This window comes from Streptomyces sp. NPDC005574 (genome assembly GCF_040605435.1).
Taxonomy (GTDB): domain Bacteria; phylum Actinomycetota; class Actinomycetes; order Streptomycetales; family Streptomycetaceae; genus Streptomyces.
This window is the reverse complement of sequence record NZ_JBEXCW010000137.1, coordinates 1-14,896: the sequence shown is the minus strand read 5'-3', so window position 1 is coordinate 14,896 and position 14,896 is coordinate 1. Positions and strand designations below refer to the sequence as shown.

Sequence of the window (14,896 nt, the reverse complement as noted above, 5' to 3'; positions counted from 1 at the left end):
CGTCACGGCGCCGTGACGGAACCCCCGGCCGCGAGGAACCCGGCTGCTGACGCCCTGTCAGGCCACCGGCTGGGTGAAGCGGATGTTGTTGCCGAAGGGGTCCCGCAGGCCGCAGTCGATCCCGTACGGGCGCTCGGTGGGCTCCTCGGTGAACTCCACGCCCCGGCCCAGCAGCGTCTCGTACGTCTTACGGCAGTCGTCCGTGCCGAAGATGAGGTGGCCGCCCATGGCACCCTTCGTCAGCAGGTCGCGGACCTGCTCTGCCGTCTCCTCGGACAGCGCGGGGGGACCCGGCTTCTCGAGCAGGATGTGGCGGTCCGGGTGCCCGGGGACGTTGACGGTGAGCCAGCGCATGAACCCGAGGTCGACGTCGGCGCTGACCTCCAGGCCGAGCGTGCCGACGTAGAAGTCGAGTGCCTTGTCCTGGTCGAGGACGTAGATCTGTGAGTGCGTGATCGAGGTGAACATGAGCGTCACGCTACCGAGCCGGCCGGCGGAAAACTTGTCCAAAACTGCTCAGTCGGCCCACGCCCGGCCGGTGGCCGGGTTCTCACGTGCTCGGCCGCGTCCAGGCCATGGTGAAGCACGTGGGTACGGGCATGGCCACCGACGCCTTGCGGTACTCGCGCGGTGAGCGGCCGACGATGTCGCGGAACGTGCGGCTGAAGGTCGCCGGGCTGCCGAAGCCGACCTCGAAGCAGATGTCGGTCACCTTGCGGTCGGTCTCGCGCAGCAGGGACATGGCCCGCTCCACCCGTCGGCGCTGGAGGTAGCGGTGCGGTGTCTCACCGAACGTGGCCCGGAAGGTGCGCGTGAAGTGGGCCTCGGAGACATGCGCGATCCGGGCCAGGGCCGGGACGTCCAGCGGCTGCGCGTAGGCGCGGTCCATCGCGTCCCGCGCCCGCAGCATGCGGCGGTTGGTGTCCTCGGCGTCGCGGCTCACACCCCCATCCCACCACGCCGGCTCGCGGGCCTCGCACGGTGTCGTCACCGACGCCCTCGAACAGCTGCACCGCCGAGCTTCAACTCAAGCGTCGGATAAGCGAGTTGACGCAGCACGCCCATATCCCAGCCAACTCACCCGGCTCATGGCATATATGACGGATGGTCAGTCATGACTGTCCGCACTCAGCCTTCCCGTGCGCGCGTACGGCACGCCACTCCGGCCGACGTACCACACCCGCCCCCATGTCGCATCCGGGCGCGAGACGTTCAGTCATCAACCACCCCCTCGCGCCTGAGCGATCAAGATGTTGAAGAAGTAAATTCTGTTAACTTGTGGGGTTTTTGCATGATTTCGCCCGATGCGGTCAACTTGGTTGTGGAGGCTCACTGACCTACACCGAGAGGGAGATGGCGATATGCCTTCCATCGAAAACCGCACCGACGAACTGACCGGAATCCAGGACGTCGACCTCGAAGCGGTACTCGACCCCGCCGAGTCCGACGGCGTCTTCCGTGACAGCAGGGAATGCGCGGCCCTGGCGCTGGCGTCCGGGGGAGGCAGCCTGCTGCTGTCCCCGCCCACCCCGCGCCCCAAGAAGGGCTGAGGGGAGCGACAGGAGCAGAACCATGGAGCAGTCAGGCACTTCGACCCCTTTGCTGGGTACGGTGCACGACCTCGCTGCCGGCGTGGTCTCCGCCCTTCGGGGCGGGGACCACGTCCCCGTGGCGGGCCGTGCGGTCGTGGACGACTCTTCGGCGGGCTTCCTCACCGCGGCCGTCCGCGTACTGGGAGCGGATCTGCTCCTGCCCGACGTCCTCTTCCACACCTCCCCCGACGCCGGGGAACTCGCCGTGTTCCGCAAGGCCGTGGAGGCTTTCCCGCCCGGTCCCGACGCCACCCCCGCCGTCCGCTGGAGCCACTGGGCGATGGCGCGTGCCCTGCGCCGGTTCGAACCGTCGTTCCCGCACGAGCCCCACGCTCCCGGCCGGCCGTCGGACCCCTCCGGCCCCCTGGATCCCCTCGACGGCGAGGAGGGCGCCGAGCCCTGCGCCGCCTGGCTCGACGCGGCGGACTGGCGGTCCCTGACCCATCAGCTCGCCGTGCTGGCCGCGCTCGCCGTGCCCGGTGAGGACTCCGCGGTGGCCCGTGCCGCCCGCGGCCGCCCGATCGACGTGGCCAGGGGCTTCGTACGGGCGGTACGCCGCAGGGACTGGCAGCAGGCGGCAGGGGCGGGACGCTGGCTGACCCAGCTGGACGGGGTGCCGGACACCCTGGGACTCGGCACCGGGCTCGACTTCGTCGAGCTGATGGGCGGCACGGACCCGCGCGTCACCCTCCAGGTCCAGGCGGCCCGGATCCTGCGGACGGGAGCACGCGTGTGACGGCGCCCCGCACCGAGGAGGCCCGCACGGTGGAGGCCCACGCCCGCGCGGTGCGGCGGCGTGCCTGCGCCTGGGTGTCGGCCCACCGGGACCGCTTCGCTCTGGGCGAGGACGCGTTGGCCCCCGACGGGCAGGTCAACAGCAGTTGGAAGCCGCTCGGCGAACTCGCCCAGGTGTGCGCGAGCGTCCTGGCGCACACCGCGCCACCGGACCCGACGCACGCGCGCGCGGGCGATCTGCTGGCGTTCGCCTGGCGGCAGACCGGGCACGGCGAGTTGTTCGTCCGCCTGCAGCAGTGCGAACCCTTCGCCACCTACCCGCTGGAGGTGTACGGCGCGTTCGCCGCCGCCGGCCTGCGCCGGCCGGAGTACGAGCGGGCCGCCGCGACCGTGGCCCGCGCCCGCGGCTGGCGGCTCACCGAACAGGACCCGACCCGGCGCCTCGGCGTGCTGACCGCCGAGCGACGCGCCGGCATCCACCGGCCGGAGCACGACTCCCCGACGCTGGAGCGCACCTGGCTCGGCGGACTCGCGGAACCCTGGACCTTCGAACGCTTCTCGGGGTACGCGCTCACCCACGTCGTGTTCCACCTGACCGACTGGGGCCGCACCCCGGACGCCCTGCCGGCCGACCTGGCAACCTATCTGACGCATTGGCTGCCGCCCTGGCTCGACACCTGCCTCGACGCCGGGATGTGGGACCTGGGCTGCGAACTGCTGGCCGTGGCGGCGACCCTGCCCGGCCCGACCGATCCGCCCGATCCGCCCGTGACGGCAGACGCCTGGCACCGGATCTCGTCCGCGCAGCACGCGTCGGGCGCGCTGCCCGAGGAACGGCCGTCCCCCGCCGACCCCCAAGACGCCGATGACGAGCCCGGGTTCACACACTGCTACCACTCCACGCTGATGGCCGCGTTCGCGGCGGCCCTCACCCTCGGACGCCGGCACCTCCACCGAGCCGGCCACGGACGCGGAGACGGCGAGGAGCGCGACCTCACCGGAGCGTGGCACGCGGAGCCGGCGGCCGGACCGGGTCCACGGACCCGGTACGACGGACAAGGAGCACTCGGATGACCGACACCCGGCTGATCCACACCGTCGGCGTCAACGCCCTGGAGTGGCTGTGGGCCCACCGCGACGGATTTCACCTGGAGCCCGATGTGGACCCCGAGACCGGTTTCCTGGAACGCTTCAAACCGGTCGGGGAACTCGCCCTCATCTGCAAGGTGCTGTTCCGTGAGGGAGTGGCCGGCGCCCGGCAGGCCCAACTGGCCCGCCAACTCATCGACCACGCCTGGCGCGACACCCTGGACGGCGGCCGCGGGCTCCTGCGCGGGCAGCGCGTCGAGCCGATCTCCCCCATCCCCTTCGAGGTGTACCTGCCCTTCAGGGAACTGGGGTACAGCCTGCCCGAACTGGAACGTGCCGCGGTCCTCAACCACCGCAGCGACAGCTGGCCGGCCTTCGAGGTGACGCCGACCCGGCGGCTCGGCCTGTCCGCGTTCCAGCGCCGCTTCGGCCTGTCCCCCCGCCCGCCGGAGACCGAGGCGCTGGCCCTGACCTGGCTGGCCCGCACCCCCGAACCCTGGACCGTCGAAGGACACATCGCCTACGACATCACCCACGCCGTCTTCCACCTCACCGACTGGGGGGAGAACCCCGACGGGCTGCCGCCCCGCCTCGCGGAGTACCTCACCCAGTGGCTGCCGGTGTGGATCGACGACTGGCTCGACCTCCGGCGCTGGGACCTGCTGGGCGAACTGCTCGTCGTCGACGCCTGTCTGCCCCGGCCCGCGCTCGACGAACGCGCCTGGCACGCCTTCGCCGTCGCGCAGCGGGCCGACGGCGCGATGCCCGCCCTGCGCACCATCCCCGAAGGAGAGCCCGAGGAGGTGTTCGACGTCGTCTACCACCCGACGCTGGTCGCCGCCTTCGCCTCCGCGCTGGCCACCTCGCGCGCGCTGACCGCGCTGACGCAGGCCGGCCCCTCATGACCGGCCCGGCCCCGTCGTACTGGCCGGGCGTCGCCGAGGACACCGCCGACGCGTTCGCGCCCCACGACGAGCCGGCCGGGGCGGCCCCGGAGGAGGAAACGCTCGGGAAGCGGCTGGAGCACGCCGTCGGCGTGAGCGACGCGCCCGATGTCGTCCTGGCCGTCTCCCGGCACGGCCGCCGCGTCCTGCGCTGGGGCGGCACCGCGCCACCGCCCCCGGTGCCCCGCCCGGAACTGCGCTACGAACTCGGCTCGGCGACCAAGGCGTTCACCGGGCTGCTGTTCGCGCAGCTGATCAGGCGCGGACTGCTGACCGGCGGGGAGGCGGCCGCAGACTGTCTCGACCCCGGCCGCGCGACCGGGGCGGCCCCGGTGACCCTCGCGCATCTCGTCACCCACACGTCGGGGCTGCCCGCCCTGCCCGCCGACTTCTTCGCCCGCGCCCTGCCCGCCTGGCGCACCAACCCCTACGCGCGCTACCCGGCGGAGCGCGTGATCGGCGCCTTCCTGCGCCACCGGCCACGGCAGCGGCCCGGCCGGCGGTGGCACTACTCCAACTTCGGTGTCGCGGTGCTCGGTCACGCCGTCGGCGCGGTGACCGGTACGGCCTGGGAGGAACTCCTCGCCGCCCACGTGCTGCGTCCGCTCGCGCTCGGCGACACCGGAACCCGCCCGCGGGGGCCGGGCCGCGACGCGATCGGGCATCGCAAGGACGGCCGCGGCGCCGTCCCGGCCTTCGACGCGGGCGGGTTCCAGGCCGCGGGCTCCGTACGGGCCACCCCCGGCGACCTGCTCACCTTCTTGGAGGCCCATCTGGCCCCGCCACCCGAGCCACTGGCCGGCGCGCTGCTGTCCATGCACACCCCTGTCCTGCGGCGCGGGCTGGACCACCGGCACGTGCACACGGTCGGCTGGTTCCGTCATCCGACCGGTGGCGGGCCGATGTACTTCCACAGCGGGGCGACCCTCGGGCAGCAGGCGTTCCTGGGTTTCCGGCCCGACACGGGCACCGCGCTGGCGGCGCTGTGCACCCGCCGGTTCCGGGCCGGCGACCCCTTCGTGGCCGCCGCCTACGCCCTCCTCGCGGACCAGTGAGGGGCCCGACAGCGGTGCGGGGTGCGGGAGTCGACCTCCCACACCCCGCGGACCGCTACGGCCGTACGGCCGTCACACGCGCTGCCACAGCGCCGGCGTGCTGTCCGGCGCCCAGGTGGTCTGCGCCTGGTGGGTCTGGAGGCACTGGTAGCTGACCCCCTCGACGGTCACCGTGTCGCCGACCGCGTAGACGCGGCCCGCGGCCCAGGTGCCGGTGGTCCCGGACTGCTCCGGGGCGGCCGTGGCGGCGGCGGTCGTCAGGGTGAGGCCGAAGTCGCTGAGGATCGGGTTGACGGGCTGGAAGAACGTCGTACCGCCCCTCGTGCAGTCACCGGAACCGCCGGAGGTGACGCCCTGCGCCTGGGCTCCCGCCAGGTAGGGGCCGCCGGAGTCGCCCGGTTCGGCGCACACCGTGGTCCGGGTGAGGCCGTTCACGGTGCCCTCCTCGTAGGTGACACTCGTGTTGAGCTGCTGGATCGTGCCGCAGTGCCATCCGGTGGTCGAGCCGGAACGGCACACCGAGGCCCCGACGAGTGCCTGCACCGAGCCGGCGACCTGGACGCTCTGCCCGCCCTCTCCCCGCACCGTCGGAGTGACCGTCCAGTCGCTGTTGACGCCCACCCACGACATGTCCTTGCCGGGGAAGGTGGAGGCCTGGAACGTGCCCTGCGCGGCCTGGTTGAAGCCGGTGGTCGTGTCGCCGGCCGTGCCGCAGTGCCCGGCCGAGACGAATCCCTGCTGCTGGCCCTTGGTGACCGAGAAGCCCACCGAGCAGCGCGCGGCGTCGTTGATGTAGTAGGCGTCCCCGCCGACGATGTCCTCCCTCAGGGCCGGCCGCTCGGCCGACACCCGGACGGCCAGGCCCCGGTCCTCGACCCCGGCGGCCCGGATGAAGGAGGTCGCGGCCGACCGGCTCGTCGCCTGCACCACGACCCGGTTCGTGCGGACGTCGACGTACCACACCGGGGTGTCCGCCGTGCGGGTGCGGCCGGCCGCGTCGTCCAGCCTGTCCTGGAGCGACTGCAGCCCGCGCAGTGACGTCCTGACGATCGCGGCCTTCGCGCCCTCGGCCTGGATGGCGGGCACGTCGGCGGCGTCGGTGGTGGCGACGTTCAGGTCGGCGGAGGTCGCGCCGCTCACCCAGGCGCCGGCGAACCGGCTGCCCAGCGCGTTGTGGAGGCGGCCCGCGCGGGTGCCCGCCTCGGCCTCGTTGGCCAGCCGCGTGGTCACCTGCCCGGGCGTCAGCCGCAGGTCGCGGCCCAGGGCGCGCAGCATCTCCGGTGACGGTGTGGCCGTGCCGGCCGTACGGGCGGCGGACAGGACGGGCGCCGGGGCGCTCGGCGGCTGCGCGACCGCGGCCGAGTGGACGGCGGTCAGGGCGAGGGCGCTCAGAGCGGTCACAGCGGCGCGGCGTCTGCCGGCGGCGTGTCTGCCGACCATGCGGTGTACCTCCTTGGGAGACGGATGAGGCTGTCGCCAGGTCTAGCCCGGGACGCCCGCCGCGATGCCGGACGAGGAGGTGTTTCGCGCGATGGGGGACGTGCGGACTGCCATGTGCAGTACACGGCCGGCCTGCGACCTGACACTCAGCCACACCTCGCGGTCAACGCCGTGTACGCGTCCGGAGCCGTTTGTCCCCCGACCGGCGCGGCCGCCCGTCAGCCCCCTGCGGGGACCTCCACGACGGCGCCTTTCTCGTCGATGGTGTGGGTGCCCCAGTAGGTGTCCCACTTGTCGCCGACTTCCCGGGGGACCTTGCCCTTCGGGTAGCGGACGTAGCCCTTCGGCGGCTGCTCGCCGTCGGAGACGCAGGCGCTGCCGGTGCCTCCCACGCTCAGGACCGGGTACTCACCGCCGCCGCAGACGGAGTCCTGCGCCGAACAGCCGGTCAGCAGCGCTGCGGTGACGCCCAGCAGCGCGAGACCGCTCACGGCCCACGGCCCACGGGCGCCGCGCACGGGCGGCGAGGTCCGAACTCGGCTTTTCCTGAACACAGTTGACTCCCCTTGGTTGCCTGGCACCCATGCTGTGGGAGGGCCGGGAGCCAGGCATGAGTACGCGTACTCACCCGCGACGACCGGACTACCCGGGTCCGGGGACCTCGGGTAGTCCGGTGCCGCGCCGAGGGGCGGTGCGGTGGGTCGGTCCCGGTGGCCGGGACGGGGGGAATCCCGGTGGATCAGTCCCGGTCCAGTACGGCCGCGAGGGCCTTCCGGAGGGTCGCCGCGGGGTCGGCCGACGCCCCCGTGGACCGCCAGGCGACGAATCCGTCGGGGCGCACCAGCACCGCGCCGTCCGCGGTGACGCCGTGCGCCTGCGCCCAGTCGGCGCCGTCCTCGGGAACGAGGTCCGCCCCGGTCCCGCCGCCGACGCGGTGGGAGTCGAGGGGCACGGACAGGTCTTCCGCGACCTGCCGTGCCGCCGTGTGCCAGCCGCCGGCGCCGTCGGTGGAGCTCAGCAGCACCATGGACCGCTCGTAGAGGTCGAGGGTGGAGATCCGGCCCCCGGAACGGGTCAGCCACATGTGGGGCGCGCGGCTCCCCGGCTCGCCCGTGAGCCGGACACCCTCGGGCACGACCGGCGTCGCCGGGTCCGCGCCCAGGACCGCGCCGCGCGGGTAGCGGTAGCCCAGCGCGACGTTGAGGATGCCGCCCTTGCTGCCGCCGGGGCCGCCGCGGCCGCCCGCTTCGGGGCCGGGCGTGTAGCCGGGGTGGCTGTGCTCGACCGACCGTGAGGAGGCGCGGGCGCTGGTCGCCTCCGCGACCGGCCGGCGCTCCGCGTCGTAACTCTCCAGCAGCCCCGGACCGGCCCAGCGGCCCAGCACGGCGGCCAGTTTCCAGGCGAGGTTGTGCGCGTCCTGGATGCCGGTGTTGGAGCCGAACGCCCCGGTGGGCGACATCTCGTGAGCCGAGTCGCCCGCCAGGAACACCCGGGAGTGCGCGTACCGTTGTGCGACCCGCTCGGCCGCGTGCCAGGCGGCCCGGCCGGTGATCCGCACATCGAGGTCGGGCACTCCGACGGCCCGCCGGATGTGTTCGACGCAGCGTTCGTCGGTGAACTCCTCCAGCGTCTCGCCGTCCTCCGGATGCCAGGGGGCGTGGAACACCCAGTGCTCGCGGTTGTCGACCGGCAGCAGCGCCCCGTCCGCCTCCGGGTCGGTCAGGTAGCAGACGATGAAGCGCCGGTCCCCGACCACCTCGGCGAGGCCGCGGGAGCTGAAGGTGACGCTCACGTTGTGGAAGAGGTCGCCCGGGCCGTTCTGCCCGATGCCGAGGGCTTCCCGGACGGGGCTGCGCGGGCCGTCCGCCGCGACCAGGTAGTCGGCGCGGATCGTGGTGTGCTCGCCGGTCTCCCGGCTCTTGACGTGCGCGGTCACCCCGTCGGGGTCCTGCTCGAACGACATCATCTCGGTGGAGAAACGCAGGTCCCCGCCCAGCTCCCGGGCGCTGGTCAGCAGCACCGGCTCCAGGTCGTTCTGGCTGCACAGGCACCAGCCGCCGGGGCTGAAGCGGGCGAGCCCGCCCCCCGGGTCGATCTCCTTGAACAGCCACTCGCCGGCATCGCCCACCAGGCTCGGTGTCTGCAGGATGCCGTGGTTGTCGGCCAGGACCGACGCCGCCTCCTTGATGCGCTGCTCCACCCCGGCCGCCCGGAACACTTCCATCGTGCGCACGTTGTTGCCGCGGCCGCGCGGATGGATCGAGGTGCCCGAGTGCCGCTCGACGAGCGTGTGCGGCACGCCGAGGCGCCCGAGGAACAGGGACGTGGACAGGCCCACCAGAGAGCCGCCGACGATGAGGACGGGTGTGCGATGGCCGGCCTCGCCGGTCTCTTCCCACCGGTTCATTGATTTCCTCCAGCGTCACCTGCGACGTGAGTCAGGGATGGGATGCAGGTTCCATGCCCTGTACGGACCGTTTCGCGCGCCCGGGGCACCCGGATGGCACGCGGTTCACTCGTCCGGACCGTAGAGATCGCACGCACCGGCGCTTGCGTCAACGATCGGCTCATGGCGACCCCGGCCTTTCGGATTCCGTGGTCGTTCCGTGAACTTCCGTGAACTTGAGGAGAGGTGCGCCGGATGACCAACTCGGGACGCATATCGCAGTCGGCGTTCGACGGCTCCAGGCTGCGGGTGATCCTGCTGCTCGACCTGTACGAGGGAGCCCAGGAGCAGTTCCTCGACGCCTACGAGGTGATGCGCAGCCAGGTCGCGTCCGTCCCCGGACACATCAGCGACCAGCTGTGCCAGTCGATCGAGAACCCCTCGCAGTGGCTCATCACCAGCGAGTGGGAGAGTGCCCCGCCCTTCCTCGCCTGGGTGAACAGCGAGGAGCACGTCGAGACGGTCCGGCCCATGCACAGCTGCGTCCGTGACACCCGGTCGATGCGCTACAGCATCCTGCGGGAGACCAGCCCGGCCAGTCCGCAGGCGGCGGGCTCGGCGAAGACGGGCATGCAGGTGAAGGCCCGGGTGGGCGACGGTGTGGCCCGCCACGCGCTCACCTTCACCGTCAAGCCGGGCTCGGAGTCGAAGGTCGCCGAGCTGCTGGCCGGGTACAGGTCGCCCAAGGCCCAGGTCGACGACACCACGCGGCTGCGCCGCACCTCGCTGTTCATGCACGGCAACCGCGTCGTACGGGCCGTGGAGGTGGAGGGCGACCTGCTCGCCGCCCTGCGTCACGTCGCCCGCCAGCCCGAGGTGCGCGCGGTCGAGGAGGCCATCAACCCGTACCTGGAACAGGACCGGGACCTCACCGACCCGGACTCGGCGCGGGTGTTCTTCACCCGGGCCGCGCTGCCCTCGGTCCACCACGTGGTGTCCGGCCGGCCCGAGCCCGCCGGTCTGCGCCGCCACGCGCTGTACTACCCGGCCAAGGCGGGCTGCGGGACGGAGCTGGCCCGGCTGCTCGCCCATCAGGACGAGGCCGCGGCGGACGACCCGAGCAGCCCGGTGTACGGCAGCACCGTCTTCCAGCGCGACGACATCGTGGTGCGTCTGATCGACGTCACCGGCGAACTCGACGTCGACCCCGTCGCCTCCCTGGGCCTCAAGGGCCGCGACAAGGCCGCGGAGCTCGAGCGGTTGCTGGACGGCGCCGCCATCGGCGTCGAGGGCTCCCTCGACTCGGAGCGCAACATCAACCGGCTCCTGTCGCACGCCGACATGCTGCCGGTCACCGACCGCAGCTCGGCGGATTCCTGACGGACCACCGCGGTGGTGTCCACAGCCGTCGCGTCCGGACGCCCCTGTCACACCCGGAGGTATCAACCATGACCAAGCAGCATCCACGCATCGTGGATCTGAGCGAGACGGAACCCAACCGCAGGCGCGGAGGCGACCTGCGGGCCATGCTCACGCCGGCCACGGTCGGTTCCACCAGCGGCTTCATGGGGCTGGCCATCGTGCAGCCCGGTGAGCGCATCGGCGAGCACTACCACCCGTACTCCGAGGAGTTCGTGTTCGTCGTCGCGGGCGCCCTCGAAGTGGACCTGGACGGCACCACGCACGAACTCCGCTCCGAACAGGGCCTGTTGATCCCCATCGACGTACGGCACCGGTTCCGCAACGTCGGCGACGTGGAAGCCCGCATGGTCTTCCACCTGGGGCCGCTCGCCCCGCGCCCGAGCCTCGGGCACGTCGACACGGAGGCGGCCGACGACTCGGTGCACGCCGGCGAGTTCGGCGTCGGCGGACCGGACCTGACCGCGCCGGAGCACGGCCGGCCGGCCGAGCGAAGTGGGGCCATAAGGTGACCCGGCGGGTGGCTGTCACCGGTATCGGTGTGGTCGCTCCCGGCGGTACCGGGGCGACGGCGTTCTGGGACCTCCTCGCCGGCGGCCGTACCGCGACCCGCGGCATCACGCTGTTCGATCCGGCGGGGCTGCGCTCGCGCATAGCCGCCGAGTGCGACTTCGACCCGCTCGCCCACGGCCTGGACCCGGAGCTGAGCGACCACGCCGACCGGTACATCCAGTTCGCCGTCGTCGCCGCCGGAGAGGCCGTACAGGACTCCGGACTCGACACCGGCCGGGAGGACCCCTGGCGCGTCGGGGTGTCGCTGGGCAGCGCGGTCGGCGGCACCACCCGCCTGGAGCAGGACTACGTCAAGGTCAGCGAGCGCGGCCGGCGGTGGGACGTGGACCACCGCGCGGCCGACCCGAAGCTCCACCTGGCGTTCTCGCCGAGCACGCTCGCCTCGGTCGTCGCCGAACGGTACGGCGCGCAGGGCCCGGTGCAGACCGTCTCCACGGGCTGCACCTCCGGTCTCGACGCGGTCGGCTACGCGTTCCACACGATCGAGGAGGGCCGGGCCGACGTCTGCATCGCCGGCGCCTCGGACTCCCCGATATCGCCGATCACCATGGCCTGCTTCGACGCCATCAAGGCGACGTCGCCGGACAACGACGACCCCGAGCACGCCTCCCGCCCCTTCGACGCCAACCGCAACGGCTTCGTGATGGGCGAGGGCGCCGCCGTGCTCGTCCTGGAGGAGTACGAGCACGCCCGGGCCCGGGGCGCGCACATCTACTGCGAGATCGGCGGCTACGCCACCTACGGCAACGCCTACCACATGACCGGTCTGACCAGCGAGGGACTGGAGATGGCCCGGGCGATCGACACCACCCTCGACCAGGCCCGCCTCGACCCCACACTGATCGACTACGTCAACGCGCACGGCTCCGGCACCCGGCAGAACGACCGGCACGAGACCGCCGCCGTGAAGCGCTCCCTGGGCGCCCACGCCTACGACACGCCCATGAGTTCCATCAAGTCCATGGTGGGCCACTCGCTGGGCGCGATCGGCGCGATCGAGGTGGTCGCCTGCGTCCTGGCCATCAAGCACCAGGTCGTGCCGCCGACGGCGAACTACGAGACCCCCGACCCGGAGTGCGACCTGGACTACGTGCCGCGCACCGCACGCCCGCGGAAGCTGAGGAACGTCCTCTCGGTGGGCAGCGGCTTCGGCGGCTTCCAGTCCGCGGTGCTGCTGACCGGACCGGGCGGGAGGACACGATGAGCACACAACGCCCAGGGCGCGCGGCCATCACCGGGATCGGTGTGATCGCGCCCAACGGAATGCGCGTCGACGCGTACTGGAAGTCGGTCCGGGAGGGCCTCGGTGTCCTGGACCGGATCACCCGCGAGGGGTGCGAGCACCTTCCGCTGCGGGTGGCGGGCGAGGTCCCGGCCTTCGACGCCTCGGCCCTGATCGAGGAGACCTTCCTCGTCCAGACCGACCGCTTCAGCCACTTCGGCATGGCCGCCGCCGCACTCGCCCTCGACGACGCCGGTCTCGGCAGCGGTGAACCCGCGGAGCCGTACTCGATCGGCGTGGTCACCGCGGCCGGCTCCGGAGGCGGCGAGTTCGGCCAGCGCGAACTGCAGAAGCTGTGGGGGCAGGGCTCCCGGTATGTCGGCCCGTACCAGTCCATCGCCTGGTTCTACGCCGCCAGCACCGGCCAGATCTCCATCCGCAGCGGCTTCAAGGGGCCCTGCGGAGTGGTCGCCAGTGACGAGGCGGGCGGCCTGGACGCCATCGCGCACGCGGCCCGGGCCGTACGGCGCGGAACCGGCTCGATGGTCGTCGGCGCCACCGAGGCACCCCTGGCCCCCTATTCGATGGTCTGCCAGCTCGGCTACCCCGAGCTCAGCACCGTCGACGACCCCGAGCGCGCCTACCGGCCCTTCACCGCGCAGGCCTGCGGCTTCGTGCCGGCCGAAGGCGGGGCCATGCTCGTGGTCGAGGACGAGACCCGCGCCCGCGACCGCGGCGCGACCGTCCGGGCCACCGTGGCCGGTCACTGCGCCACGTTCACCGGCGCCTCCCGCTGGGAGCGGTCCGCAGAGGGGCTCGCCCACGCGATCCGTGGCGCCCTCGACGAGGCCGGCTGCGCCCCCGAGGAGATCGACGTCGTGTTCGCCGACGCCCTGGGCGTGCCGGAGGCGGACCGCGCCGAGGCGCTGGCCATCGCCGACGCCCTCGGGGCGCACGGCACCCGCGTCCCGGTCACGGCGCCCAAGACCGGCATCGGACGCGCCTACTGCGGAGCGCCCGTCCTGGACGTGGCGACCGCGGTGCTCGCCATGGAACACGGCCAGGTGCCCCCCACGCCCTACGTGTTCGACATCTGCCACGACCTGGAGCTGGTGACGTCCCGCGCTCGCCCCGCCGAGCTGCGGACGGCCCTGGTCCTGAGCAGGGGACTGATGGGCTCCAACGCGGCGCTGGTCGTGCGCCGCGGCTGCGAATCCGCCCGGTAGGACCGGGCGGGAGAGGAGAAGACACATGATCACCACCGAAGTCACCTTCGACGAGCTGGCCACCCTGATGAAGAAGGCGGCCGGAGTCACCGTCGACCCCCAGGAGCTCAGGCGGGTCTCGGACGCCCCGTTCGGCTCGCTGGGCCTGGACTCGCTCGGCCTGCTGGGCATCGTCGGCGAGCTGGAGAACCGGTACGGCCGGCCGCTGCCCACCGACTCCGAGCGCTGCAAGACGCCCCGCGAGTTCCTCGACCTCGTCAACACCACCCTCAAGGCTGGAGCCTGAAGTGGCCGGACACACCGAGAACAGCATCACCGTCGACGCCCCGCTCGACCTGGTCTGGGACATGACCAACGACATCGAGAACTGGCCGCAGCTCTTCAGTGAGTACGCCTCCCTCGAAGTCCTCTCCCGGGACGGCGACTCGACGACGTTCCGCCTGACCATGCACCCGGACGAGAACGGGAAGGTGTGGAGCTGGGTCTCGGAGCGGACCGTGGACCGCGGCAGGCGGACCGTCCGGGCCCGCCGGGTCGAGACGGGTCCCTTCGCCCACATGAACATCGTGTGGGAGTACACGGAGGTTCCCGGCGGCGTCGAGATGCGCTGGCTGCAGGACTTCGCGATGAAGCCCGACGCGCCCGTCGACGACGCCTGGATGACGGACAACATCAACCGCAACTCCCGCACCCAGATGGCCCTCATCCGGGACAAGATCGAACAGGCCGCCCGGGACCGCCGGACCGAGCCGGTCCTGCCCCGCTGACCACCGGACCAGGAAGGACATCCGATGCATCAGGCCCTCATCGTCGCCCGCATGGCACCAGAGTCGGCGCCCGCGATCGCCGACGTGTTCGCCGCCTCCGACAAAGGTGAACTCCCGCACCTGGTCGGCGTGACCCGGCGCAGCCTGTTCCAGTTCGGCGACGTGTACCTGCACCTCCTCGAAGCCGACCAGGACCCGGCCCCGGCCATCGCGAAGCTGACCGGGCACCCCGAGTTCCGCAGCGTCAGTGAAGAGCTGTCGGCGTACGTCACCGCGTACGACCCGCAGACCTGGCGCGGCCCGAAGGACGCCATGGCGCGGTGCTTCTACCGCTGGGAGCGCGGCGCCGGCAACTGAGGCGCACGCGAGCGAAACCCCGAGGCCGCCGGCTCCGTGATCACTGGTAGACCAGGGCGATCGTGGCCTTCCCGCTACCGTCGACCTCGCC

General features: G+C 72.4%; 17 protein-coding genes. 12 read left to right on the top strand and 5 right to left on the bottom strand.

Going from position 1 to position 14,896, the window contains the following annotated elements; translation table 11 throughout:
* Positions 1-57 precede the first annotated feature (57 nt).
* Together ABZT03_RS40030 and ABZT03_RS40025 are read right to left on the bottom strand one after the other, a co-directional pair.
* Positions 58-468 carry a VOC family protein gene (locus tag ABZT03_RS40030; protein ID WP_356048587.1) on the bottom strand — a complete coding sequence of 137 codons (411 nt, stop codon included), beginning with the start codon at positions 466-468 and terminating at the stop codon, positions 58-60.
* A gap of 82 nt (positions 469-550) precedes the next feature.
* Positions 551-943, bottom strand: coding sequence for an AraC family transcriptional regulator (locus ABZT03_RS40025; protein WP_356048585.1), 393 nt, complete (start codon positions 941-943; stop codon positions 551-553).
* 418 nt (positions 944-1,361) lie between these two features.
* Between ABZT03_RS40025 and ABZT03_RS40020 the strand changes: the two genes are divergently transcribed.
* From ABZT03_RS40020 to ABZT03_RS40000, 5 genes are read left to right on the top strand one after another with little or no spacing between them, the layout of a single operon-like run.
* Positions 1,362-1,550 carry a hypothetical protein gene (locus ABZT03_RS40020; RefSeq protein ID WP_356048584.1) on the top strand — a complete coding sequence of 63 codons (189 nt, stop codon included), beginning with the start codon at positions 1,362-1,364 and terminating at the stop codon, positions 1,548-1,550.
* Positions 1,551-1,572: 22 nt separating this feature from the next.
* Complete coding sequence (locus ABZT03_RS40015) at positions 1,573-2,328, top strand: hypothetical protein (protein WP_356048582.1); 756 nt, start codon at positions 1,573-1,575, stop codon at positions 2,326-2,328.
* Between the two features lie 29 nt (positions 2,329-2,357).
* Positions 2,358-3,401, top strand: a complete 1,044-nt coding sequence (locus ABZT03_RS40010; protein ID WP_356048589.1) for a hypothetical protein — start codon at positions 2,358-2,360, stop codon at positions 3,399-3,401.
* A complete protein-coding gene (locus tag ABZT03_RS40005; protein ID WP_356048580.1) occupies positions 3,398-4,321 on the top strand; it encodes a hypothetical protein in 924 nt (307 codons plus the stop codon). Before ABZT03_RS40010 ends, ABZT03_RS40005 begins: the two co-directional genes overlap by 4 nt.
* The gene (locus ABZT03_RS40000; protein WP_356048578.1) at positions 4,318-5,415 is read left to right on the top strand and encodes a serine hydrolase domain-containing protein; all 1,098 of its coding nucleotides are present in this window, start codon (positions 4,318-4,320) and stop codon (positions 5,413-5,415) included. Before ABZT03_RS40005 ends, ABZT03_RS40000 begins: the two co-directional genes overlap by 4 nt.
* 72 nt (positions 5,416-5,487) lie before the next feature.
* On the opposite strand, the gene ABZT03_RS39995 is transcribed toward ABZT03_RS40000, so the two are convergent.
* The 3 genes from ABZT03_RS39995 to ABZT03_RS39985 all read right to left on the bottom strand — a co-directional run bounded on the left by ABZT03_RS39995 (position 5,488) and on the right by ABZT03_RS39985 (position 9,262).
* Positions 5,488-6,855, bottom strand: a complete 1,368-nt coding sequence (locus tag ABZT03_RS39995) for an alpha-lytic protease prodomain-containing protein (RefSeq protein WP_356048576.1) — start codon at positions 6,853-6,855, stop codon at positions 5,488-5,490.
* Between the two features lie 218 nt (positions 6,856-7,073).
* Positions 7,074-7,346, bottom strand: a complete 273-nt coding sequence (locus ABZT03_RS39990) for a hypothetical protein (protein WP_356048574.1) — start codon at positions 7,344-7,346, stop codon at positions 7,074-7,076.
* Positions 7,347-7,594: 248 nt separating this feature from the next.
* Complete coding sequence (locus ABZT03_RS39985) at positions 7,595-9,262, bottom strand: FAD-dependent monooxygenase (RefSeq protein WP_356048572.1); 1,668 nt, start codon at positions 9,260-9,262, stop codon at positions 7,595-7,597.
* Between the two features lie 234 nt (positions 9,263-9,496).
* Here ABZT03_RS39985 and ABZT03_RS39980 point away from each other — a divergent pair, with 234 nt between their 5' ends.
* From ABZT03_RS39980 to ABZT03_RS39950, 7 genes are all read left to right on the top strand, one after another.
* Positions 9,497-10,621 carry a SchA/CurD-like domain-containing protein gene (locus ABZT03_RS39980; RefSeq protein WP_356048570.1) on the top strand — a complete coding sequence of 375 codons (1,125 nt, stop codon included), beginning with the start codon at positions 9,497-9,499 and terminating at the stop codon, positions 10,619-10,621.
* Between the two features lie 68 nt (positions 10,622-10,689).
* Positions 10,690-11,172, top strand: coding sequence for a cupin domain-containing protein (locus ABZT03_RS39975; RefSeq protein WP_356048568.1), 483 nt, complete (start codon positions 10,690-10,692; stop codon positions 11,170-11,172).
* Positions 11,169-12,437, top strand: a complete 1,269-nt coding sequence (locus ABZT03_RS39970) for a beta-ketoacyl-[acyl-carrier-protein] synthase family protein (RefSeq protein ID WP_356048566.1) — start codon at positions 11,169-11,171, stop codon at positions 12,435-12,437. The genes ABZT03_RS39975 and ABZT03_RS39970 overlap by 4 nt, the downstream gene beginning before the upstream one ends.
* The gene (locus tag ABZT03_RS39965; RefSeq protein WP_356048565.1) at positions 12,434-13,681 is read left to right on the top strand and encodes a ketosynthase chain-length factor; all 1,248 of its coding nucleotides are present in this window, start codon (positions 12,434-12,436) and stop codon (positions 13,679-13,681) included. Before ABZT03_RS39970 ends, ABZT03_RS39965 begins: the two co-directional genes overlap by 4 nt.
* A 25-nt stretch (positions 13,682-13,706) precedes the next feature.
* Positions 13,707-13,967, top strand: coding sequence for a phosphopantetheine-binding protein (locus tag ABZT03_RS39960; protein ID WP_356048563.1), 261 nt, complete (start codon positions 13,707-13,709; stop codon positions 13,965-13,967).
* 1 nt (position 13,968) lies between these two features.
* On the top strand, positions 13,969-14,448 hold the full coding sequence (locus ABZT03_RS39955; RefSeq protein WP_356048561.1) for an SRPBCC family protein: 480 nt from the start codon (positions 13,969-13,971) through the stop codon (positions 14,446-14,448).
* A 24-nt stretch (positions 14,449-14,472) separates the two neighbouring features.
* Positions 14,473-14,805 carry a TcmI family type II polyketide cyclase gene (locus tag ABZT03_RS39950; protein ID WP_356048559.1) on the top strand — a complete coding sequence of 111 codons (333 nt, stop codon included), beginning with the start codon at positions 14,473-14,475 and terminating at the stop codon, positions 14,803-14,805.
* Positions 14,806-14,896 lie beyond the last annotated feature (91 nt).